Origin of the sequence: Streptomyces sp. NPDC058051, from assembly GCF_042885475.1 — a bacterium.
GTDB lineage: Bacteria > Actinomycetota > Actinomycetes > Streptomycetales > Streptomycetaceae > Streptomyces.
The window spans coordinates 177,903-200,428 of the sequence record NZ_JBHVRW010000008.1 but is presented as its reverse complement, the minus strand read 5'-3'; the positions used below and the strand labels follow the sequence as shown (position 1 = coordinate 200,428).

The 22,526-nt window shown below is 70.1% G+C and carries 19 protein-coding genes and 1 pseudogene; 10 read left to right on the top strand and 10 right to left on the bottom strand.

Annotated features, from left to right (window positions below; translation table 11 throughout):
- Nucleotides 1-158: 158 nt before the first annotated feature.
- The 4 genes and pseudogenes from ACFVUT_RS16025 to ACFVUT_RS16010 all read left to right on the top strand — a co-directional run bounded on the left by ACFVUT_RS16025 (nucleotide 159) and on the right by ACFVUT_RS16010 (nucleotide 2,028).
- A complete protein-coding gene (locus tag ACFVUT_RS16025; RefSeq protein ID WP_389650448.1) occupies nucleotides 159-479 on the top strand; it encodes a winged helix-turn-helix transcriptional regulator in 321 nt (106 codons plus the stop codon).
- A 67-nt stretch (nucleotides 480-546) separates the two neighbouring features.
- Nucleotides 547-639, top strand: a pseudogene (locus tag ACFVUT_RS16020) (IS5/IS1182 family transposase); the annotation flags it as partial.
- A 123-nt stretch (nucleotides 640-762) separates the two neighbouring features.
- Nucleotides 763-1,290 carry a MarR family winged helix-turn-helix transcriptional regulator gene (locus ACFVUT_RS16015; protein ID WP_389650024.1) on the top strand — a complete coding sequence of 176 codons (528 nt, stop codon included), beginning with the start codon at nucleotides 763-765 and terminating at the stop codon, nucleotides 1,288-1,290.
- 72 nt (nucleotides 1,291-1,362) lie between these two features.
- Nucleotides 1,363-2,028 carry an SDR family NAD(P)-dependent oxidoreductase gene (locus ACFVUT_RS16010; RefSeq protein WP_389650026.1) on the top strand — a complete coding sequence of 222 codons (666 nt, stop codon included), beginning with the start codon at nucleotides 1,363-1,365 and terminating at the stop codon, nucleotides 2,026-2,028.
- Nucleotides 2,029-2,270: 242 nt separating this feature from the next.
- On the opposite strand, the gene ACFVUT_RS16005 is transcribed toward ACFVUT_RS16010, so the two are convergent.
- The 6 genes from ACFVUT_RS16005 to ACFVUT_RS15980 form a co-directional block, all read right to left on the bottom strand.
- A complete protein-coding gene (locus ACFVUT_RS16005; RefSeq protein ID WP_389650029.1) occupies nucleotides 2,271-5,168 on the bottom strand; it encodes a polysaccharide lyase family 8 super-sandwich domain-containing protein in 2,898 nt (965 codons plus the stop codon).
- 110 nt (nucleotides 5,169-5,278) lie between these two features.
- Entirely contained in the window at nucleotides 5,279-6,307 is a 1,029-nt protein-coding gene (locus ACFVUT_RS16000; protein ID WP_389650032.1) for a Gfo/Idh/MocA family protein, read from the bottom strand.
- Entirely contained in the window at nucleotides 6,304-7,452 is a 1,149-nt protein-coding gene (locus ACFVUT_RS15995) for a LacI family DNA-binding transcriptional regulator (protein ID WP_389650035.1), read from the bottom strand. The genes ACFVUT_RS16000 and ACFVUT_RS15995 overlap by 4 nt, the downstream gene beginning before the upstream one ends.
- Nucleotides 7,453-7,469: 17 nt before the next feature.
- Nucleotides 7,470-8,351, bottom strand: a complete 882-nt coding sequence (locus ACFVUT_RS15990) for a carbohydrate ABC transporter permease (protein WP_389650038.1) — start codon at nucleotides 8,349-8,351, stop codon at nucleotides 7,470-7,472.
- A gap of 73 nt (nucleotides 8,352-8,424) precedes the next feature.
- Nucleotides 8,425-9,357 (bottom strand): carbohydrate ABC transporter permease, encoded by a 933-nt coding sequence (locus tag ACFVUT_RS15985; RefSeq protein ID WP_389650041.1) that lies wholly within the window; start codon nucleotides 9,355-9,357, stop codon nucleotides 8,425-8,427.
- Between the two features lie 26 nt (nucleotides 9,358-9,383).
- The gene (locus ACFVUT_RS15980) at nucleotides 9,384-10,718 is read right to left on the bottom strand and encodes an ABC transporter substrate-binding protein (protein WP_389650044.1); all 1,335 of its coding nucleotides are present in this window, start codon (nucleotides 10,716-10,718) and stop codon (nucleotides 9,384-9,386) included.
- Between the two features lie 429 nt (nucleotides 10,719-11,147).
- On the opposite strand from ACFVUT_RS15980, the gene ACFVUT_RS15975 reads away from it, so the two are divergent.
- Nucleotides 11,148-12,602, top strand: a complete 1,455-nt coding sequence (locus ACFVUT_RS15975; protein WP_389650047.1) for a sulfatase-like hydrolase/transferase — start codon at nucleotides 11,148-11,150, stop codon at nucleotides 12,600-12,602.
- A gap of 207 nt (nucleotides 12,603-12,809) precedes the next feature.
- The gene (locus ACFVUT_RS15970; protein ID WP_389650050.1) at nucleotides 12,810-14,408 is read left to right on the top strand and encodes a hypothetical protein; all 1,599 of its coding nucleotides are present in this window, start codon (nucleotides 12,810-12,812) and stop codon (nucleotides 14,406-14,408) included.
- Nucleotides 14,409-14,500: 92 nt separating this feature from the next.
- Here the strand turns inward: ACFVUT_RS15970 and ACFVUT_RS15965 are convergent, their stop codons facing one another.
- The gene (locus ACFVUT_RS15965; RefSeq protein ID WP_389650052.1) at nucleotides 14,501-15,133 is read right to left on the bottom strand and encodes an FMN-dependent NADH-azoreductase; all 633 of its coding nucleotides are present in this window, start codon (nucleotides 15,131-15,133) and stop codon (nucleotides 14,501-14,503) included.
- Nucleotides 15,134-15,268: 135 nt separating this feature from the next.
- Here ACFVUT_RS15965 and ACFVUT_RS15960 point away from each other — a divergent pair, with 135 nt between their 5' ends.
- Together ACFVUT_RS15960 and ACFVUT_RS15955 are read left to right on the top strand one after the other, a co-directional pair.
- On the top strand, nucleotides 15,269-15,880 hold the full coding sequence (locus ACFVUT_RS15960) for a TetR/AcrR family transcriptional regulator (RefSeq protein ID WP_389650054.1): 612 nt from the start codon (nucleotides 15,269-15,271) through the stop codon (nucleotides 15,878-15,880).
- A gap of 332 nt (nucleotides 15,881-16,212) precedes the next feature.
- On the top strand, nucleotides 16,213-18,330 hold the full coding sequence (locus ACFVUT_RS15955) for a hypothetical protein (RefSeq protein WP_389650056.1): 2,118 nt from the start codon (nucleotides 16,213-16,215) through the stop codon (nucleotides 18,328-18,330).
- 100 nt (nucleotides 18,331-18,430) lie between these two features.
- Here ACFVUT_RS15955 and ACFVUT_RS15950 read toward each other — a convergent pair whose 3' ends face one another.
- A complete protein-coding gene (locus ACFVUT_RS15950) occupies nucleotides 18,431-18,670 on the bottom strand; it encodes a hypothetical protein (RefSeq protein ID WP_389650058.1) in 240 nt (79 codons plus the stop codon).
- A gap of 154 nt (nucleotides 18,671-18,824) precedes the next feature.
- Here ACFVUT_RS15950 and panD point away from each other — a divergent pair, with 154 nt between their 5' ends.
- The gene (gene panD, locus ACFVUT_RS15945; protein ID WP_389650061.1) at nucleotides 18,825-19,250 is read left to right on the top strand and encodes an aspartate 1-decarboxylase; all 426 of its coding nucleotides are present in this window, start codon (nucleotides 18,825-18,827) and stop codon (nucleotides 19,248-19,250) included.
- Between the two features lie 86 nt (nucleotides 19,251-19,336).
- Nucleotides 19,337-19,963, top strand: coding sequence for an arylsulfatase (locus ACFVUT_RS15940; protein ID WP_389650064.1), 627 nt, complete (start codon nucleotides 19,337-19,339; stop codon nucleotides 19,961-19,963).
- 536 nt (nucleotides 19,964-20,499) lie between these two features.
- On the opposite strand, the gene ACFVUT_RS15935 is transcribed toward ACFVUT_RS15940, so the two are convergent.
- Both ACFVUT_RS15935 and ACFVUT_RS15930 read right to left on the bottom strand, forming a co-directional pair.
- Entirely contained in the window at nucleotides 20,500-21,297 is a 798-nt protein-coding gene (locus ACFVUT_RS15935; protein ID WP_389650068.1) for a family 1 encapsulin nanocompartment shell protein, read from the bottom strand.
- Complete coding sequence (locus ACFVUT_RS15930) at nucleotides 21,297-22,394, bottom strand: Dyp-type peroxidase (RefSeq protein WP_389650070.1); 1,098 nt, start codon at nucleotides 22,392-22,394, stop codon at nucleotides 21,297-21,299. The genes ACFVUT_RS15935 and ACFVUT_RS15930 overlap by 1 nt, the downstream gene beginning before the upstream one ends.
- Nucleotides 22,395-22,526: the final 132 nt, after the last annotated feature.

Genomic DNA, 22,526 nt, shown 5'->3' with positions numbered 1-22,526 from the left:
CGAGTTCCGCGGCCTGGTGATCATGGCGTCGTGGCCGGTGTCCCGTGTGTGTGCGCTGCATACCCTCGACGTTAGGCATCCGTTAGTTACCTAAAGGTACCCTTCGGCTTGTGAGCCTCCGTCCCGGAACCGTGTTCCTCGCCGACTGCCCCGCCCGCATGGCCCTTGAGATCGTCGCCGGCAAATGGGCCGTGGTGACGCTGTTCGCTCTGAGCGACGGCCCCCTGCGCCACGGCGAGTTGGTCGAACTCATCGGAGGCGTCTCGCGCAAAGTACTGACGCAGACGCTGCGCCGCCTCCAGGACAACGGGCTCATCGAGCGGCGCGCGTACGCCGAAGCGCCACCACGCGTGGAGTACAGCCTGACCGAGCTCGGGCGCACCCTGGAGGAGCCCATCAGAAGGCTCACCGAATGGGCAAGGGCCAACGGTGAGGCGGTCGTTGCCTTTCACGAGGCAGCCGTTGAGAAAGACGCATAGAGCGTCTCTTTCTGGTGGGTCGGTCGGTTGACCGGATGTGTCGGTCCGATGAGTGATCACTGATGCAATGCGGGGTCGCATCGAGCCACCGATGCCGGCCGATCCGATCCGTGGGCGACGGTGGGCCGACCGCCGCAGCACCCTTGAGGTCGTCGCATGGAGCGGCGAGTGCCGGCACCTCACCGATTAACTTCAAGGTTGGAATGAGTGCAGCGAGCTCATTACTCCATGCTTGAAGTGATCAACGGTGGTGTTAACTTCACGCTTGGAGTACATTGAGGTCATGGAAGATGCACCGGACAACGACGTGCCACGCTGGCTCGACGCCGATGAGCAGGGGCACTGGTACGCGTTCGCCTACGTGCTGACGCAGCTTCCGGCCGCGCTGGAAGCACAGATGCAGCGGCAGGCCGGTATCGCGCACTTCGACTACGTGGTGATGTCCGCACTGTCGATGGCGGCCGAGCGCACCCTGCGGATGAGTGAGGTCGCCCAGTACGCGGGCAGCACCCTTTCCCGCCTGTCCAACGTGATCATCAGGCTGGAGAAGCGCGGCTGGGTGCGCCGTCACCCCGATCCGTCCGACGGGCGCTCGACACTGGCCACACTCACCGACGAGGGCTTCGCCAAGGTCGAGGACGCCGCGCCCGTGCACGTCGAGGCGGTGCGCCGCTGGGTCTTCGACCCGCTCACCAAAGCGCAGCAGCGCCAGCTCGGCACCGCCTCCCAGCGGATCCTTGGCGCACTCGAAGCGCCGTGCCCCACCGACTGGCCGATGCCCGGTGCGCCTTCACCGGCCGACCGCGACTGACGCCGGTCCGCGTTCAGTCCGCTTGCGCCCGGTCATCCGGGCCGGTCCGTACCCCCGTATCAAGGAGCACGCATGCCCACCATCGCCATCGTCGGAGCCGGACGCGGTCTCGGCCTGTCCATCGCCAAGGTCTTCGGCGGCCACGGCTTCGACGTCGCCCTGATATCCCGCAGCAAGGACAAGCTCGACGCGCTGGCCGCCGAACTCGCCCAGAACGGGATCACCGCGGAAGGCTTCCCTGCCGACGCGGCCGATTCCGCCCAGCTCGCCGCCGCGCTGCAGAGCGCGATCTCCCGGTTCGGGAGGATCGACGTCCTGGAGTTCTCGCCGCACGCCGGGCTGACCATGACCGCGCCCAAGGACGTCACCATCGACGTCCTGCGCCCGCAGATCGACAGCCTCCTCTACGGCGCCGTCACCGCCGTACAGACGGTGCTGCCCCGAATGCTCGAAGCCGGTTCCGGCACCCTGCTGTTCACCACCGGAGGCGGCGCGCTCAGCCCGTACCCGATGCTCGCCGACACCAACATCGCCCAGGCGGGCCAGCGCAACTGGGCACTCAACCTGCACAACACCCTTGGCAGCCAGGGCATTTACGCCGTGAACGTGGCCATCAACCTCCTGATCGGCACGGAAGCTCCCGAGGGCGTCCCCCACCGTTCACCCGACGAGATCGCCCTGGACTACTGGAACCTCCACGTCAGCCGCGACCGGGCCGAACACCTCATCGGCGCCTGAGCCCCTGGCCCGACACACGGGCGGCCGTCGGCCCCACCGGCCAGGTCGCCGCCCCTCCCCTTTCCCGGAGCACCATGACGACGGCTGTGCCGGCGGCCTGAGACATCGGAAGAGGCGCTGATCCATGAGCACCGCCTGTGCCGCGAGGGGCGAGACCCTGCCATCCGAACCTCGCCGCCACCGCGGCGGCTCCGGGCACCGGATCAGCCGATCACCAACCGGAGCAGCGGTTGGTCAGTGGCTCAGCCGATCACCAGCCGGAGCGCCGGTGGGAAGGCACTGTTCTCACGGGAGTTGAGGACGACGGCCAGCCCCGACGCAGCCTGGCCCAGGGCGACGGAGACCGGTCCAGGGCTCGCGGCGGTGACATGGGAGGTGACGTCGAAGGTCAGCCACGACGGGGTCGCGGAGACCTGGGCATCCGCCTGAACGGCGCCGAGAGCGGGCCGGCGGTTCCAGGTCAGGTCGGACTCGGTCCAGGACGCGTGGTCCGTGCCGTAGGCGCCGATGGTCGTCTCCGTACCCCCGGAGTCCGACACGAAGCCGTGCACGGAGAGTGTGGCGGAGCTGACCTCCCCGACGACGGCCGAGGTGTCGAAGGTCAGGTACGCCTGGCGGGTGTAGCCGGCCCCGGTGGCGTTCTTGACGACGAGGGTGGTGCCCGTGCCGTACGCCGTGTCCGCGTACGACCCGTCGCGGACGTAGCCGTCGGCGAGGGCGGGGAGGGTGGCGGACGTGACGGCGAACGTGGCCTCAAGGGTGGCCCCGGCCGCACCCGAGACGTTCGCCGTGAAGGAGAGGGTGGGCGAGGTCCGCGTCACGGTGATTCGCGGATCCGCGTCGGCCGCCGTGCCCGCGTGGACGAGCTGCACCGTGATCGCCGAGGCGGAGTGGGTGGGGTCGGACACGCCCACGGTCAGGGCACCGCCGACTTGACGGGTGATGACCGAGCAGGGGGCGCTGACGGTGATGCCGCCCGCGGAACCCGGCGCGAAGAAGTTGGCGGCGATCACACCGGTGGAGTGGTCGCGGATCGCTTGGACGGCCGGGGTGTTGGCCAGGATCTGTACGGTCGGCGCCGCCGCGCGGGAGGCCGTCCGCGCGGCGGTGAAGCCCGGCAGCAGCACGTAGGCGTAGGAGTCACCCGCCGGGGCGGTGCCGTGGGGGAGGTGAAGTGAGAGGAAGCGCCGGGTGGTCGGGGCGGTCGTGCCGCCGGTGTTGATGTCGCGCCAGGCGCCCGTACGGTCGGTGCGGGCGGCCTGCACGGTGGCGCCGCCGGGGAACAGGTAGCCGCCGACGTCCTGCAGGTGCGCCCAGTCCGACACGTCGAGGGTGTCCGACCAGCCGACGGCGGAGGGCTGCGCGGTCCCGTCCACGGTGAGGACGTGGCCGCCGCCGGTGTGGAGGTTGCGGTTCTCCACGGTGGTGACGACGTCGGCGCCGCTGCCGCCGCTGATGCCCGCGCCCAGGCAGACGACGGAGTCGTCGAGGCAGAACCACGACTTCTTCGCGGTCAGGGTCGATCCGTACTGCCGGAAGTCCATGCCCACACTGCCGTACGTGCCGGCCAGGCTCGCCCCGCCGGCCCAGGTGGCGGCGGGGCGGGTGCCCGTTCCTGCCGAGTCGGCGAGGGCGAGGGTGTCCACGGTGGTGCCGGGCAGCCGCCGGGGGTCGACGGTGGGCCAGTAGTCGTCGGTCCAGTGGCCGAGGTCCTGGGCGAGGTACAGGTAGGCCATGCCGTCGCCGGTGTGCCAGCCGTGCAGGTTCTCGCCGTTGATGGACTCGTAACGGGCGACGCGGGCGGAGGACAGAGCCAGGGCCAGGGCCCAGCCCTGACCCCGGTGCACAGCCCGGTCCATGTTCGGGAACTGGACGTGTCCGGTGGGCTCGGGAGCGGGTGTCAGGAGAGGGTCGTGCAGGACGGGACCGGCCAGGGCCATACCGGCGATGCCCGCGGTGCCGGTGTAGGGGGCGTACGCGTCGCCCCGGGTGATCCAGCCCTTGGCGAGACGGTTGAAACGGGTGGCCTGCGCGGTGGTGGGCGCGGACAGGGCCGCGCGGAGGACGGCCTGCGCGGTGAGGTTCCCGTCGTAGAAGTCGGTCTCGGAGGAGCGGCTGATCGCCCGCCCGCGGACGGCGTCCATGACGAGTCCGTTCCAGACCCACGGGGCGAAGGCCGTGTCGATCGAGGTGTGGATGTTCGCCGCGCCGGGGTCGGTGACGTCGTGGTCCGAGCCGTGCAGCAACTGGAAGAGGTTGGTGAGGCCGCGCAGCAGCACCATTCCGTAGGTGCCGGTGTAGGGAATGAAGGTGTGCTGGATGAACGAGCCGTCGGCGTAGAACCCGTCGCCGGAGGTCACGTACGGGAAGACGTCCGACAGGGCGGCGACCGCTGCTGTCAGACGCTCGTCGCTCTTGCCGAGAATGCCGCGCAGGGCGACGACCTGGCACAGGTCGACGCGGTTGGCGCCGGTGGAGGTGGTGCGGGCGGTGCCGTAGCGGTTCTGGGTGGGGTCGGGGACGAAGTGGTCGATCGCCGCGGTCCAGTTGGCGATGTGGGCGGCCGTGAGCAGAGGATGGACGAGCGTCATGGCGTTGGTGAGGGCGACGGGGCAGCCGATCTCCCACTCCCACCAGTTGCCGGTCTCCTCCGTGCCGGCGTTGTAGACCTGGGCGTGCAGGAAGTCCAGCCCTGCCACGACGGCGGCGCCCAGCGCGCTGTCGCCGTACAGGGTCCGACCGCTGCCGTCGGTGGCCGTGGTGCCTTCGGTGGCGTACGCGGTGGCCAGGGTGGCGAGCTGCTTGTAGCTGGTGGTCATGTCGGCGGGGGTGGTCAGCGTCAGACCGGGCCACAGCGAGTGGGCCGGGGCGTCCGCCGCCATGGTGTTCCACAGGCCCGTCGCGGTCGCCGACAGGGCGGCCAGCGCGGGGGCGTAGTCCGGGTCGGCGGCGTCGATGGTGCCGCCCGTCTGCAGGGCGGCCCACGTCTTTCGCAGAAGGTCGAAGGCGTCGTCCTCGGCTGCGGTGGCCGGGGTCGCGCCGGGGAGCAACTGGAGCCCGCCGGTGGCACCGGCGAGGACCAGGGCGACCGTGGACAGGAATCCACGGCGGCCGAACCGTGCGGCAGTGGTCTCGTGCACTGAAATCCTCCTCTGGGGGGGCGGGCTTCGGGGTGCTGCGGTGCGGCGGATCGCCCCGGCCGTGGGCGCCGTGGGGAACGGTTCGGCCGGACGAACGGGCAGGGTCTCGCTCAGGCGGCGGACGCTCCGAGACCGGCCCGCAGCTCGACGCGTTCGCCGGTGGCGCTGGAGCGGTAGACGGCCTCGATGACCTCGATGACCTGCCTGCCGTGGTCCGCCGGCACGGCCGGGGGCCGCCCGTCGCGCACCGCGGAGGCGAACGCGGCGAGCTGGTCCGCGAACGCCCGGGGCACGTCGTCGTCGGACTCCGCGGCCAGGACGGTGGCGTCGGCGCCCGGGGCGTCCTCCGTGTGCAGGGTCGCGCCGGAGCCGCGGGCGACGCGGATGGCTCCGCGCTCGCCGATCAGCATGAGCTCGTCCCGGGCAGGCAGCCCGGTGCTGGTGACGCCGATGTGCCCGACGAGGCCGTCCTCCAGCTCCAGGCGGGCCAGCACGTCGGTCTCGATGCCCGGGAGCGCGCCGGCCCGGTGCACGGCGCTGGCGCTGACCGCGAGGACCCTGCGTCCGGCCAGCCACAGCAGCCGGTCCACACAGTGCGTGCCGATGTTGATGAAGACGCCACCGCCGGAGACGGCGGGGTCGAAGAACCAGGCGGGGCGGCTGCCGTGCCGGTAGTCCGTGGAGCGCCAGTCGCTGACGGCGAGCAGAGCGCCGATGGCACCCGTGTCGAGTGCGGCCCTTGCCGCCGCCATGGGCGGCAGGAAGTGCTGGATGTGCCCCACGAAGAGCACCACCCCGGCTTCCTGACAGGCCGTCTCCATGACGGTGCACTCCGCGGAAGTGGTGGCCATGGGCTTCTCGATCAGGACGTGGAGGCCCGCCTCGGCACAGTCGGTCACGATCGCGGTGTGCAGGGCGTGCGGCGTGTTGACCACGACCGCGTCGACGGTCCCGGAGGCGATCAGCGCGTGGTGGTCGGTGAACACCGCTGCCCCGAGAGGCTCGGCGACACCGTGCGCCGTCGCTTCGACGAGGTCGCAGACGGCCGTCACGCGCACGCCGGGGGTGGCCCGGGCGGCCCGCGCGTGCAGGACGCCGACCGCGCCGGCGCCGATCAGGCCAAGCCGTATGTTCGTCACGAGGTGCTCTCCCGTTGCGTGGACGTGGAGCTGATGTCGGTCGTCCGCGCGCCGCAGGACTGGCGGACGGTGATGCTGGGGCGCAGCAGGACGCGGTGGCGGGCCAGTCCCGGTTCGCGGAGCCGCCGCAGCAGCGTCTCGGCCGCCGTCCGGCCCAGCAGGTGTTTGGGGGGTGCCACAGCGGTCAGGGGGATGTCGGCGAGGTCGGCGATCTCGTCGTCGTACGCGACCAGGGCGAGATCGTCGGGGACGGTGAGACGGGCCCGGCGGGCGGCGCCCTCCAGGAGCGCGGCCTGCCGGTCGCCGAAGCACACGGCCGCAGTGGCTCCCGCCTCCCGTAGGACCGCGAGGCAGCGGTCGGCCGTTGCCGGGCTCCACTCCTGCCGGTTGGCCCGGAACTCCACTGTGGCGCAGTCCAGTTCGGCCGTCGCCTGCCGGTACCCGTCGATCACCGGCGGCGCGGTCGGGCTCGGGGCGCGCAGTACGAGGCCGATGGACCGGTGGCCGAGGCCGGCGAGGTGCCGGACGGCGTCGTAGGCCCCTGCCTCGTGGTGTGTGCAGACGTACTCGTTGGTGTCGCCCAGAGAGGTGCCGCGCCGCTCGATCAGAACGGTCGGCACGGGCAGTGCGGCGATCCGCGCCAGGTAGCGGTCCGGCTGCTCGGGGCCGGTGAACGTGGGGACGAGCAGCAGCCCGTCGGCGCCCGCGTCGAGCAGATCCCGCACATCCCTGGCCTCGCGCTCCTGGTCGTATCCGGAGCAGGTGAGCAGCAGCCGCGCCCCGGCGGCGGACAGCCCTTCCTCGATGCCCTGGAGGATTCGGGGGTAGTAGAAGGTGGTGTCGGGGACGAGGACGCCGATCAGGGCGCGTCCGGTGCCGGAGGCGTCGGGTGCCAGGACGAAGGTGCCCGATCCCTGACGCCGTACGACGAGCCCCTCGGCGATGAGCTCGTCGACGGCGCGCCGCACGGTGCTGACCGATGTGCCGCTGCTGAGGGCGAGATGCTTCTCCGTGGGCAGTCGGCCGCCGACGGGCCAGACGCCGTCGCGCACCTGTTGCCGCAGTTCCTGGGCCAGTTGACGGAATTTCAGTTCCTTGGAACCTTCCGCGATGCGCATCGCGGAAGGGTGCGGCCGGTCGGCCATGGTGTCTCCTCTGCCGGTCACTTGACGGAGCCGACGGTCATGCCTTCGATGATCCGGCGGCCGAGCCATACGTAGCAGGTGAGGACGGGAAGGACGACAACGGCCACGCCCGCGAACAAGCCGCCCCAGTCGGCTCCGTTGTACTGCATCTGCTGGAGGAAGCCGAGGAGCGCGAGCGAAAGGGTCTGGTGGTCGGTGTTCTGGATGAAGACCAGGGCGAACACGGTCTCGCCCCAGTGCTGGATGATGTTGAGGATCAGGACGGTGACCAGTCCGCCGCGGGCCAGCGGCAGCATGACCTGCCAGAACGTGCGGAAGGCGGAGGCCCCGTCCAGCGCGGCGGCTTCCTCCAGCTCCACCGGCAGGGTCGAGAAGAATCCGGTGAGGAAGAAGACGGCGAAGGGCAGCGAGGTCGCCACATAGACCACGATCAGGCCGAAGAGGCTGTCGACGAGGAACAGTCTGTTCATGACGACGAACAGCGGCAGCATCACCACCTGGGCGGGGATGCCGAGGCCCAGTGCGAAGAAGAGGACGAAGCTGCCGTTGAGGCGCGTCGCGACCCGGCTGAGGACGTAGGCGGCGGGCGCGGCGAGGACGAGGGTGCCCACCGCGGTTCCGGCCACGACGATGACGGTGTTGAGGGCGGCCTGACCGAAGAGCCCCTCCGTCCAGGCCCGGGCGTAGTTGTCCCAGTGCAGGGCGCGCGGCAGCTGCCACGGGGAGCTGAAGATCTCGTCGGCGCTCTTCAGCGAGGACAGCAGCAGCCACAGCCCGGTGAGGATGTTGAAGCCGGCGAGGACCCACACCAGGGGGACGCCGAGGACGTGGGCGGTGGTGAGCCGGCCCCTCATGCGGGCGAGGCGGCCGGGTGGACGACCGGACGTGGTGACGGCCATGGCGGCGGGGCCTCCTGGGTTCTCGGGATACGACGGGGTGTGCGGCAGACGCCCGGACGGCCGGGCGAGCGGCTCAGAACTGCACGGTGTCGCGCCTCATGACGCGCCGGATCAGGACGACGAGGACACCGACCAGGGCCACCATGACCACGGCACTCGCCGCGGCGGAGCCGTAGCGCGGTACGCCGCCGGAGGCGAAGGCCTCGCCATAGGTGTAGAGAGCGGTGTTCCACACACCGGTGTCGGGCATCTGTCCCGCTGCTCCGGCGAAGGCGTAGATGAACTCGAAGACCTTGACGGCGCTGATGGTCCACAGCACGGCGCACACGCCGACGACCTCCCACATCAGCGGCAGAGTCACGTGGCGGAACTTCTGGAGGGCGTTGGCTCCGGCGAGGTCGCAGTCCTCGTACAGCTCCGGCGGGATCTGGTCGACGGCAGCCATCAGGATCGTGGTGTAGAAGCCGGTCGAGGTCCACACCAGGCCGATCATGATCACCCGGAAGATGGTGCTCTGGCCCAGCCAGTTCGGCGGATGCTCCATGCCCAGAGCGCCCATGACGGCGTCGGCGAGTCCGTCGTGCTGGAAGAGGAAACCCCACAGGATCGACAGGGCCACGCTGGGCACGATGTTGGGGAAGAACAGGATGGAGCGCGCGGCCTTGCGGCCCTTCATGTCGCGGAGCACCATCGTCAGCCCGAAGGAGATCAGGAAGGTCAGCCCGCCGACGCCGAGAATGATCCACAACGTGTTGGTGAAGGACTGCCGGAAGGTCGGATCCTCCAGCAGGTGGCGGTAGTTGTCGATCCCCACGAAGCTCATGGGTCCGGCACCGCCCCACTTGTTGAAGCTGAGCCACACCGTGTACAGCGAGGGGCCGGCGAAGAAGACGACGTAGACGAGGACCGCGGGGACGAGGAGCGGCCAGAAGAGCCGGCGGCGCCGGGCGGCGAGCGGGCTGGGGCGGGCGCCCGCACGCGACGTGGACTCACGCCGGCCGCTCACTGGCCTCGCGGTGGTCCCGGCGGCCGTCACGAGGCGGCCTTCCAGTAGGCGGCGGACGCGGACTTCAGCTTGCCGGCGAACGATGCAGCGCTCAGGTGGCCCGTGATGAAGCTCGTGTTGAGCGGCTGGAAGACCTTGGTGTACCACTCCGCGGCGGTCTCCTTCACACCGTCCAGTGTCTTCACGATGGTGCCGGAGGCGAGCGCCTTCTGGGCGTCGGCCAGTTCGGCGGGGGCGGCGATGTCGGCGCGCGGGGTGATGTTCTTGGCCTGGGTGGAGATCCCCGAGAGGTGCTGCTTGGCGAAGAAGTACGCGATGAACTTCTGCGCGGCCGCGCTGTTCCTGGCCTTCTTCGGGATGGAGAAGCCGATCAGTGAGATGTCCTGGGCGGTCTTCCCGCCGTCGGCGGCGAACGCCGGGAAGGGGAAGGACCGGTAGCGGAACCCGGGCGTGGCGAACTCGGCGGTCTCGCTCGGCGCGAAGGTGCCCAGCAGCAGGAAGTCGGACTTGCCCTTGGCCCATTTCTGCTGCACGGCAGGCCACTTGGAGCCGTCGTACCCGGCTGTGAAGTGGCCTGCGTCGACCAGCTTCTCGACGTGCCGGAGCGCGTCGACGAACCCGTCGGCCTCGAACGCGGCGCCGGTCCTGTCCGTGGCCGCTTTCCCGAAGGCCCCGGGGCCGAGTCCGCGCAGGACCGCGTAGTAGGTCCAGTAAGCGGCGTAGTCCGCGATGTCCGCGTCCAGGGCGAGCGAGCCGTCACCGCGGGCCTTCTTCCGCTGCGCGAGCAGCGCGGTGAACTCCTCCCAGGTCGCGGGCGGGTTGGCGGCCACGTCGGGCAGTGCCTTCCCGTCGTACCAGATCTGGGTCGTCAGCACCTCGTAGGGGATCTGCCAGAGCGTGCCGTCGGCCGTGTTCAGATCGCGGTAGGCGGCCGGGACGACGCCGCCCACGGTGTTGCCGCTCTCGCCGGGTATCGCCTCGGCCAGCACCGGGGTGAGGTCGAGCGCCTGGCCGGTGGCCTGGAGCTGCGCGTAGGCGAAGCGGTCCGCGGAGTCGACGAGATCGGCGGGCACCTGGGCGGTGTTCAGGGTGGGCGCCAGTTGCTGGACGACCTGCCGGCCCTTCCACTGGACACTCACCTTGACGCCGGTGTCCTTGGTGAACTGGGCGATCGCCGACTGCAGCACCTTGGCCTGCGGCTCGTTCTGCTTCCACATCGACCAGTACGTGAACGAGTCACCGCCACCACCTGCGGACGACGCGCCGGGCGAACAGGCGGCCGAAGTGAGGCCGAAGGAGGCAGCCAAGGCGGCGGCGAGAACCGTTCGGCGCGAGACGTGGGCGGATCGGTCGGTAGACATAGCTCTCCTCGGAGGCTGCGGTCTGAGGCGGGGCTGGGGGAGTGGGCCAATCATTCCCAGCCATTCATAGAGCAGTCAATCGTCAATCGACGATATGAATAAGCAATGAATTTCGCTCACGTAGAGGGAGAATCACCAGAATCAGGTGCATTCTGCGATGCGACTCCGTAGGGTCACTGATCGCGAAAGTTCGAGTCATACGTTATTCATCATCTTGCAACAGTTGACTTGATGTGCCGTCTGCACGCAGGCTCAGCAGTCCACGGTGCGCTCGCTGTCGCTCGGGCGCGGACTCCCCTGCCGCCGACGGCCGGTCGCCGCCCCTGCCGTCCCCGCCCTTCAGGGCGGCACCCGTACCCGCACCGAGCACGTCATCCGCGCGCTCCGCCGCTGACGGCCCTCACCGGCCGCCGTTCGAGGAGGAACCCATTGGCCAGCCGCGACCCGAACCGCCCCAACGTCCTGCTGATCCTCTCCGACGACCAGGGGCAGTGGGCGATGGGATGCGCCGGCAACGACGAGATCCGCACCCCGCACCTCGACGGCCTCGCGGACCGGGGCATTCGCTTCAGCCGCTTCTTCTGCACCTCACCGGTCTGTTCGCCCGCCCGCGCATCGCTCTTCACCGGCGAACTGCCGTCCCAGCACGGGGTGCACGACTGGCTCTCGTACCATCACGCCGGACGGACGGGCATCGACTTCCTCTCCGGGCGGACGCTCTTCACCGACCTGCTGGCGGACGCGGGATACCGGCTCGGCCTCAGCGGCAAGTGGCACCTGGGCGCCAACGACCGCCCGCGCAGGGGCTTCGTCCACTGGTACGCCCACGAGAGCGGGGGCGGTCCGTATTACGGAGCGCCCATGTACCGCGACGGCACGCGGACCGAGGAACCGGCCTACCTCACCGACGCACTCGCCGCCGACGCGGAGGACTTCCTCACCGCCGAGTCCGGGCGTCCCGAACCCTTCCACCTGTCCCTGCACTTCACCGCGCCGCACAAGCCATGGAGGGGACAACACCCGGGCGAATACACGGCGTTGTACCAGGACTGTGCCTTCGACACCTGCCCGCAGGAGCCCGCCCATCCGTGGCAGCCCCTGGACGAGGACGGCTCTCCCGTGGGCGGCGAGAGCGACACCCGGCAGGCCCTCATCGGCTACTTCGCCGCCACGACCGCGATGGACGCCGCCATCGGCCGGGTCCTGGACCGGCTCGACGCGCTCGGCCTCACCGAATCCACGCTCGTGGTCTTCACCAGCGACAACGGCTTCAACGCCGGACACCACGGCATCTGGGGCAAGGGCAACGGGACGTTCCCGCAGAACATGTACGACAGTTCCGTCCTGGTGCCTTGCCTGATCTCGCAGCCCGGTCGCATCCTGTCCGGCCGCCACTGCGACGCCCTGCTCTCCCAGTACGACGTGCTGCCCACGCTGGTCGACCACCTCGGCCTCGACCACCAGCACGATCCCCGCCTGCCGGGCCGCTCCTTCGCGGACATCCTGACGGGGACGGACGACGGCACGGGCGGGGAGCGGGAACGGGTCGTCGTCTACGACGAGTACGGGCCGGTACGGATGATTCGCACCAAGGACCGGAAGTACGTCCACCGCTACCCGCACGGCCCGCACGAGCTCTACGACCTGACCGCCGACCCCGGCGAGAAGCGCAACCTGGTCGACGAGCCGACGCACTCGGCCGAACGCATCGAACTGGCCGCCCGGTTGGATGCCTGGTTCGCCGAGTACGTGGACCCGGCCCAGGACGGCGCCCGCCTCCCGGTCACCGGTTCGGGACAGCGGACCCCGGTCACCCCCGGCTCCCTCCCGACTGCTTTCGAGCCCCCTCCGGGCCGCGCCGCCCCGGTGGGCGAGCGTCGCTGACGATGCGTTCCGCACCGGGGGAGGCAGGCGCTGCACGCGACGGTGCCTGAGCCCCGGGCTGCGGCTCCTGGGCTCCCCACCTGCCGAGTTGGGCCCTGGTGACAGGCCCTCGGACCCTACTCGTGGGCCCAGGTGTCGTCGTTACAGTTCGGTCCACGGCAGGCAGACGGCCTCCGGTGGCACGAGCGATCGACGACGAGGTGACGCGTGAAACGCAGTGACCGGATACGCCTGGGCCTACGCGCGAGCACGGGACAGACGGCAATCGAGTACCTGGCTTTGCTGGGGATCGTCGCCGTCGTGGTCGGCGCGATCGTCGCCACCGGTATCGGGGGCGGCGTCTCCCGCTCCGCACACCAACAGGTCTGCCGCATCGGTCCGATGACGGGCGGCGGCAGTGACTGCCCAGAAGACAACGATGTCAAGGACGAGGGCCGGCAGATCGGCCCCGGCGACCCCGTCAAGCCCGGCACGGTCCGCCGCGGCCTGGCCGGGGAGACCGTCGGCAAGTCCGCCGGCACGTCCCCCGGCAAGACGGTGAACGCACTTCCCGATCTGTGCTTCGAGCCGCGGGAATCGCAATCGTCGGTATCCGTTCCGGGCAGCGGCGTTCTCGGCAAGGCCGCCGCCTGGGGGTTCTCCTGGCTGGTCAACCTCGTCATCGACAAGATCGACAATGAGAAGAACAAGGAGAAGCGGGTCAAACTGGCCCTTGCCGACCTCGCCTACTGCCTCCCTGACTACAACGTCGTCATCGCGCAGCCGCATGAGGGAAATCTGCAGCAGATGGACGGTACGGTGCTGATCGAGACCGTGGAGATCAGTGGCACGACGTACCGCGTCTACGCCTTCAAGACGGGCAGGTTCACCTGGGCGGACGACGCCGACCTCGGATGGAAGAACCGTGCGTTCCAGGGCGTGTTCGACGTCAGCGAGGACCGCCGCACCGTCACGTTCGAGGAGCCGCCCCGTCCCGAGCGGAAGGAAGGCTGGAAGCCCGGCGACGAGGGGTGCCAGATCGAGGGGCAGGAACCGCCTGACCGGAGCCGGTACTACGACACGTACTCCCCGCTGGACAACGAGGGTTCGACCCAGGCGGTGCGGATGCTCGTGAACGACATGCGCCGCTGCTACCCCGACTACAACGTGGTCGCGATGCACTCGGAACAGGCGTCGCACTGGGTGGAGGAGCCGGATTCGTTCGTCCACGAGGGCAGGTACCGGCTGAACTCCAACGAATACCATGGCGGCGAAAGCGGAGATGACATTGCCTCGGGCCGGGGCGTGTTCGACCTCTACGTCTTCGACAAGGGCAGGTTCAGCAACGACGGCGACGGTGGCTACATCAACTGGGCCCTGTACGGCAACTTCACCCGCGACGGCTCGGAAGTGGCCTTCGACCAGCCGGACCCCGCCGACCTGGAGGCCGATTCCACTCCCACCGGATCGGGCACGGTCAACTTCAACGACGGGGCGCCGAAGTACACGGACGGCGGGCCGTACCCCGGTACGGACTACTCCGGCAAGGTGCCGGGTGACGACGCCGAGTTGACCCATTCGCTGCTCGACGAGTACAGCCGCAGCTTCCCCGGCAAGAACATCATCGCGGTGAAATCGTTCGACGACCTCTCCTTCTCCGGCGTGTCCGGCCTGGAGCACCTTGCGGTGGTGGACGGTGTCGACGTGTTCGCCATCGACGCGGGAACCATCACCAACAAGGGGGACGGCGGCTGGAAGAACTGGGGATTCACCGGCAACTTCGACTACGCCGAGGACGCGAAGGAGGTGACCTTCAGCGACCGGTGAGAGCGGCGCAGGTCAGGGCCGGACGGCTCTCCGGTCGGACCCGGGGGCGGTCGGACACGGGGTGCGGGCCTGTCCGACCGCCTGGTGAGCCGTCACTTCCCGGCGAGTCCCCGGCCGGCCTGACGGGCGGCGGCAAGCGCCTGGGAGTGCTGCTGCCCGGCCAGGTCCCTCAGGCTCTCCATGCCGGGGGTGGTGGCGGCGAGGGTGAGTTCCCGCTTGATCACGGTGAGGTCGGCCTGCCAGATATCGGCGACGACGCGCTCCAGGTACGGAGTGGAGTGGTCCCAGCCCTCGCGGGGAGTGCCAGGGCTGTAGCCGCCGCCCAGGGTGGCGACGAGCACGGTGGGGGTGCCCTTCAGCAGCGGGGTGGTGGGGCCGCCGCCCGCGATGACAAGGTCCACCCAGATCTTGAAGTGCTGCGAGACGCCGTAGTTGTACAGCGGCACGGCCAGAATCGCGGCGTCGGCGTTCTGCAGTTCCTCGGCCAGGGTCGCGGTCAGCGCCAGGGCCTCCTTCTGCGCCGGGGTCCGGTCGGCCTCGGGGGTGAAGGCGGCCATGGTCGCGACGGCCCATGCGTCGGACGGGAAGAAGTCGGTACCGAGGTTGCGGCGGGTGACCGAGCCGTCCGGGTGCACTGCCTTCCACTCGGCCTCGGCCGTATCGGCGATCTCGGCGCTGGTGGAGACGCTGGGCAGGATGCTGGCGTCCAGGCGGAACAGGTTCATGGCGTGATTCCTCACAGGGGATGGTCGCGGTGTGCCGACGGCGAGCACGGAGGCGGCTCCGGTACCGCCCTGCCGACTCCATCAGCGTAACCGGACTTTACCCCGCTTATTCTGGGAGCGGGATAGATTGACCGCATGGACCGGTCAGTAGTGCCCTTCGGGAAGCCGCGCGGCGAGCGCGCCGACGCCGCGCGCAATCGCGAGCGTCTGCTGGAGGCGGCTCGCGAGATGCTCGCGGAGCACGGCGCGGAAAAGGTGACGATGGATGGCCTGGCCGAGCGCGCCGGTCTGGGCAAGGGCACCGTCTTCCGCCGCTTCGGCACCCGGGCCGGCATCTTCAGGGCACTGCTGGACGCAGACGAGCGTGATTTTCAGGAGCGGGTCCTCTCCGGACCTCCCCCCTTGGGGCCGGGCGCCGATCCGGTGACACGTCTCGTCGCCTACGGTCGCGCGCGTATCACCTTCCTCGTGGACCACCACGCCGTTGCCAGGGCGGCGTTCGACCGCAGCCAGCCTGTCCCGGCAGGCGATGCATCGGTCTCGCAGCTCCACATCCGCATGCTGCTCGGTCAGGCCGGGGTGAGGATGCCCAGCATGAATGGCGTCACGGTCCAGCTCACAGCAGCGCTGGAGGGACCGCTGCTGTTGTACCTGTCCATGCCGGAGACGAGCGCGCCCCCGGATCCCGAAGTCGATCGCTTCCTCGGTGACGGCTGGCAAGCGCTGATCGAACGCATCGCCCGCTGACCGGCAGGGCCGGCCCAAGGCAGGACGCCGGTCGCATACTCGGCCGCACACGGAGCGCTGGGTTCCGGCGTCCCGTGTGAGGAACATGGGAAGCGGGCGTGAGCAACTCGGTGTGATGCCTTGTGAGATCGAGGCCCGGACGCATACTGCCAGGAGCGCCATGCCAGGCGACCTGCGCCATGCCCCAGGCGCTGTCCGGGGCACCCGTGGGGGAACGGGGGAAGGAGCCGCAGCCGATGCTGCCTGCTGTCGTATGCCGAGGTCCGAGGCAACAACGTGTCCTGCTGAGGTGGTCCGCCTGGGCGACTGCCGGCCTGCTGACGCTGACTCCCGTGCTGCTGTCGGGAGGCGCCGCGGCCCAGCCCGCAGCGGGGGCGCGGGCCGCCGTCGCCGAGGACAAGAAGCCGACTCCGTCCGGCCGGTCGATGACGCTTCTCGACGACTTCTTCGCCACCCCCATCGGCCGGATGCTGTATGTCGCGCGGGAAGCGAGGCGCCTGGACGACAAGCCGTTTCGGAACATGGCCGTCGGCTTCGTGGACATCACCGGCCTGGAGGGTCTGGACACCGCGGGCTACGAGATCGTCGACGCCGCCGAGTTGAAACAGACCGACCCCGCGCTCTACCAACAGCTCCGCCTCGCCGGACGCCCGCAGATCCAGAAGTTCGCCATGGTCCGGCAGTCCAACGACGCCTCCAGCGACGTTGCGGCCAACCACTCCGAAATCCTCATGATCGTGCGGGAGCTGGCCTACCTCGGGGTCAAGGACACCGACCGGCTCTTCGCCGTGGGAAGCGACCGCTCGCCCTGCCCGGGCTGTGCGCCACGGATTCCGAAGAACGCGGACGTCTTCTACCTCGTCAAGGACGGCAAGGGGTCGACCGGGAAGCTGACGGAACGTATCCAGGCGGCGAAGCCCGCCACGGAGAACAACGCGGAGTTCAAGAAGGAGGTCGCGCAGGAGCGGCAGCGGCTCCAGGAGGGCAAGGTGGCGAACCAGAAGCGCCGCGCGCGACTGGCCAAGCAGACGAAGAACGTCTTCAAGACGGGCGGCAGTTGCCAGTTGGGGCTCGGCGCCGGCCCGGCGTCCTCCGGCGTCGAACAGGCAGCGTCGCTCTCACGGTCCGGCGGCCCCGTGCACCGGGCAGCGTTCACCTACCGGTCCGGCGCCGTGCAGGCGGACTGCGGCGACAGCACGACGGGCAAGGCAGCCGGCGTACCCGGCAGCGGCCTGGTCGGGGCGCTGTCGGAGCCTGCCGCCCAGGCTCCCGGCGGCATCGACTTCTCCTCCCTCCAACTGCGCTACCTCTCCGACCCGGGTGACGGCAGCGGCCTCCAGTACTCCTTCGAGGCCGCCCCGTCCACCGCCGGCGGCACCTCCCCGGCCGACGGTGTGAACGCGGCCCGGCTCAGTTCCGACGCGTTCTTCGTCTGGCTCTCCCTCGCTCCCTCGGGCTTCTGGGTCAACCTCAACCCCGACGAGCCGGACCGCATCGTCGACGACCGGCTGGGGCGCACGGACGCAGGACGCGTCCTGCTGGAAGCCGATCTGCGGATGAAGAAGACCGTCGGTGAGCTCATCCATCCCCACCGCGCACTCGGCCGGAAGTTCTGGGACGGCGTCCAGGGCGGCTGCATGTCGTTCCGCAACTGGATCCTGCCGGCGCCCGCGTCGGTCCACCAGGACGGCGACAAGCTCTACATCCTCGACGCCCCGCTCGACGTCCAGATGGAGACCCAGTACCTGGAGCGCCACGCGGAGTCGTCCGCCCGCTCGTGCCCCGAGCAGGACCAGGCCACCGAGGACCACAACGAAGAACTCTTTCGCAGCCTGATCCTCCCGAAGCTGAAGCACGCCATCAACACCGCACCTGAGTACGCTGCCCTGCGCCGCGTCTATCTCGCCCGGGTTGCCGCCGAGTGGTACCGCGAGCTGAGCCGGGCCAAGGAGACGACGTACGGCGACCTCATCGACAGCGGCGACATCGGCACATGGCGGACCACCGCCGACTGGAAGCCCACCGATACCTTCGACCGGTACGTCGATTCGTACACCAAGGGCGAGTTCAACATCACCGACAGGACCACCAGCGGCAACACCACCTACGTGCACAGCTATGTCTACGGTGGTGTCGACCTCACCAGCATCCCCATCAAGGAGGTCTCGGGCGAGCGCTTCACCGCAGACTTCGCCGGGCTCCCCAAGAGTGTCGACCGCTCGCTGAAGGCGCCGTCGTCCACCGACGGGGACGACACCATCTGGCTCGGCTCACCGACCCCTCGCCAGGCGGCGGGTACCGGCGCACCCGAAGAATCCGTGTCCACGCGCACGTGGGCGCTGCGTCTACTGCCCGTGCTCCTCATCCCGCTGATCGCGCTGCTGTGGCGACGACGACGCCGCCTGAACACCGCAAGGCCGGACAAGTTCCCCGCACCGGGCAGCCGTTGAGGGGCGCCGCTCTCCTCCAGGCCGACCCGACCATCCTCAAGAAGCGTCCTGAAGCGTCCTGAAGCGTCCTGAAGCCCGAAGCGGTGACGGGGCGCGGTCGTCACTGTTGTGCGGTGGGCCGTACCACGATCTCGTTCACGTCGACCCGGCTCGGCTGGGCGAGGGCGTACGCGATGGCGTCCGCGATCGCGGCGGGGTCCAGTGCCATGGCGTCGCGGCGGGCCAGCAGCGCGGCGCGGGCCTCGGGGTCGGCGACGGCGTTGACGAAGTCGGTGTGGACGAAGCCCGAGGAGGCGCCGTTGGGGCGGATCCGCCGGCCCGACGGTGGCCGGGAACACATCGTCGACCTGGACCCCGCAGAGTCAACAACGGGTCGGCATCGGTCCTCGAAAACCTGGTGGGAGCTGACCGGACATGCGACTCGTTGTAAGGTAGGGAAACGGCACTTGACCTGCAAAAACGCAGGCAGGGAGCCTTACTTCAGGAGTGTCTCGATGATGCGTACCATGTTCAAGTCCAAGATCCACCGGGCCACCGTGACCCAGGCCGACCTGCATTACGTCGGTTCCGTCACGGTCGATGCCGCGTTGATGGAAGCCGCGGACCTGCTGGCCGGAGAGCTGGTGCACATCGTCGACATCGACAACGGTGCCCGCCTGGAGACGTACGTCATCGAGGGCGAACGCGGCTCCGGTGTCATCGGTATCAATGGCGCCGCCGCCCACCTCGTGCACCCCGGTGACCTGGTCATCCTGATCAGCTACGCCCAGGTCGAGGACACCGAGGCCCGTCGGCTGACTCCGCGCGTCGTGCACGTCGACGCGGGCAACCGTATCGTCGGACTCGGCACCGACGCCTCCGAGCCCGTGCCCGGCACCGCCACCGAACGGAGCCCGCACGCCGTCCCTGCGGCTCGCTGAACCGGCTCGACCACCGCAACTCACCTCACCTCACCTCCCCTCCCGAGTTCTGCCCCGTACGGAACACGGCCTGTACCGTTCGCCGGATGACACTCGCCCTGCTGCACACCTCCCCAGTGCACGTCCCGGTCTTCGACGCGCTCCGGGACACGGATCATCCCGGACTGGCCCTGCGCCACCTCGTGCACGAGGACCTGCTCACCCGGGCAAGGAAATCGAGCCCGCAAGCGGTGGCGGGCGAGATCCGGGCGCTGCTCGCGGGCGTCGTCGCCGAGGGTGCCGCCGCCGTGCTCTGCACCTGCTCGACGATCGGTGCGGTCGCGGAGTCGGCCGGGGCGACGCTCGGCGTCCCTGTGCTGCGCGTCGACCGCCCGATGGCGGCCGCTGCGGTGGGGCGGGGACGTGTGGTGGTCCTCGCGGCGCTCGCCGACACGCTCGCGCCGACGCTGGCGCTGCTCGCCGAGGAGGCGGGGGAGCGGCCCTTCGATGTCCGTACGGTCGTCGTCGAAGGTGCCTGGGCGCGCTTCGAGTCCGGTGACCGCGACGGCTACCTGGACCTGGTCGCCGCCGCGGCCGACGCGGTGACGGACGCCGGGGTGATCGTGCTGGCGCAGGCATCCATGGCCGATGCGGTCACCCGTACGGCGACGCGCGTTCCGGTGCTCTCCAGCCCCCGGCCGGGACTCGCCGCCGCGGCCGCCGCCGCGCGCTGACCTGCGGGAGCCGGTGCGGGCCGGGGCAGATCATTCGGAGCTTGTACGTGTGGATTCACCGGGCGGGGGCAGCCGCTCCGGGGGACGGTGGAAGGAGATCCACCCCGAACCGCTCGGAGGCCCGCGATGACCCATCCGTACCCCGACCCCGTGCCACCGGCGCCCACCCCGGGACCGCTGCCGGGGCCTCCGTCGCCGCTGCCGGAGCCGCCGCCTCCGCCGCCCGGACCCGTGCCGCCCGGCCCGGCACCCGATCCGATCCCGCAGCCGCCCCCGCCGAGCCCCGAGCCGGTGCCGGAACCCTCGCCGCCGCATTCGACCGGATGACCGTCGGGCCGTGCCTCCGTGGGCTCCGTCCTCTCGGCCGGTGTGGCTCGGCCCCGGCCACGACGGCGTTCGCCCGCGCCGTCACCTCAGAGCGCCCGCGCCATGGTCCGCGAACCCGTTCAGGGCCACCAGCGACCCGGCCGTCCGGGCCCCGTCCACGGGCGCCCTGACCCGGAGTGTGCGGGTGGCCGGCCACCGCCGGTGGGTCCTCAGGCGATGATCGGGACCACGGCCTCGGGTGTCAGCATCCGGAAGGTGAACGCCTGATGGAAGTAGAGCCGGATGCCGTTCGCGTCGTGGTCCTGGTAGCCGATCGACAGGTCCTGGCCCAGGCGCAGTTCGAAGTCGCCGCCGCGAGTGGACAGCAGCACTCCGCCCGTGACGGCGGGCGCCCAGAGGATCTGGTCGTCGAGCAGCCGGGACAGATGGGTGGCCACCGGGTACCCGTGGTCGGAGGTCTCCGTCGCCTCGGTGAACGCGTCGGCGCCGAGCAGCAGCCGGTACGGCCCGTCGACACCGGCCAGTCGCAGCTGGGTCAGTGCCTGGCTGACGGCGGCCGGATAGTCGCGGGCGTCGGCCGGCAACGGCAGCGGTGCGTGCGAGGAGCCGTCCCGGAGGCCGGTGATGCCGGCCGATGCGTAACCGTCGATGATCGCCATGTCCTCGGCGAACGCACAGGTGCGCGCCGCGTCCTTGACCGGCTGCCAGTCGCTGTCGTCGGAGCCGCGCTGGACATCGTCCACGGCCGACCGCGTCACCGTGAACGGCACCCGCCACTCGATGACGGGCACCGAGGTGCGGGCCCGTGCGGTCACGTCCGGTGTGGGCGGATCGATGTCGCGCAGATGGCCGTCTCCGATGGCCGCCAGCTCGGGTCCGTCCGGGCCGGTGACATCGACGACCCGGCGTCCCGCCAGATGGCGGCTGAAGGTGCGCCGGGCCTCTTCTTCGATCTGGTCCCAGGCGGCATCCGTGACGGGGGCGAGTTCGCGGTGGAGGTTGTTCATCACTGGGCGCTTTCTTGCAGGCTGCCGATGTGCAGCGAACCGTCGGCCGCACGGGCCGGGACCGGGGTCTTCACCACCGCCGGCGCGGACGCCGGCTCCGGGAGGATGCCGGACTCGGACTCGGATACGGACACGGACACGGACGCGTCGGGCGGCGGTGGCGGGGCGTCGAAGAAGTCGGCGCTGGGGGCGTAGAAGAGGGTGCCGGTGACCGCAGTCGAGAAGTCGAGGATGCGGTCGTGCGTGCCGGGGGGACTGCCGAGGAACATATTGCGGAGCATCTGTTCGGTCACGCCCGGATCGGCGGCGAAACCGATGAAGTACGTGCCGAACTCACCCTGCTCGAAGCTGCCGAACGGCATGTTGGCGCGCAGGATCTCGCGCGAGGTGCCGTCCGGTTCGGTGATCGTGTTGAGGGCGACGTGCGAGTCGGCGGGCTTGACATCGTCGGAGAGCTCGATGTCGGTGAACTTCGTACGGCCGATGACCCGTTCCTGCGCCTCGGCGCTCAGTGAGTTCCAGGCCGCGAGGTCGTGCAGGTACTTCTGCACGATGACGTAGCTGCCACCGGCGAACTCCGGGTCCTCGGCGCCGACCAGGGCCGCCGCTCGCGCGTCCGCCCCCACCGGGTTCTCCGTGCCGTCGACGAAGCCGAGCAGGTCCCGGTGGTCGAAGTACCGGAATCCCTGTGTCTCGTCGACGACGTGCACCGCCCCGCCGAGCCGGTCGAGGAGCTGGGCCGCCCACTCGTAGCAGACGTCCATCCGCTCGGCCCGGATGTGGAACAGCAGGTCTCCCGGGGTGGAGGGGGCGTGGTGGCGCGCACCGCGCAGCTCCTGGAACGGGTGGAGCCCCGCCGGTCGCGGCCCCGCGAACAGCCGGTCCCAGGCATCGGAGCCGAAGGCGGTCACGGCCACCAGGTCCGCTCCCGGGTACCGGAAGTCGAGGGAACGGGCGATCGCCGGTACGTCCGGCAGCACCTCGCGTACGACGGACTCGCCGTCGGGCTCGATCGTGGCGACCAGGATCAGGGCGGCGCTGGTCAGCGGTGCGACGACGGGCTGGGCCGCGGCTGGTTCCGGCGTGGCGTCGGGCATACGGCGGCTCCATGGGGCGTCAGTCGTACGGAACGGCGGCGGGCCCGCGGGCGCGGGGCGACACGAGGGCCCGCGACTACTTACGCACACGTCCGGCGGCACCGCACCCGGGGTCGCCCGACCGGGCGGCGG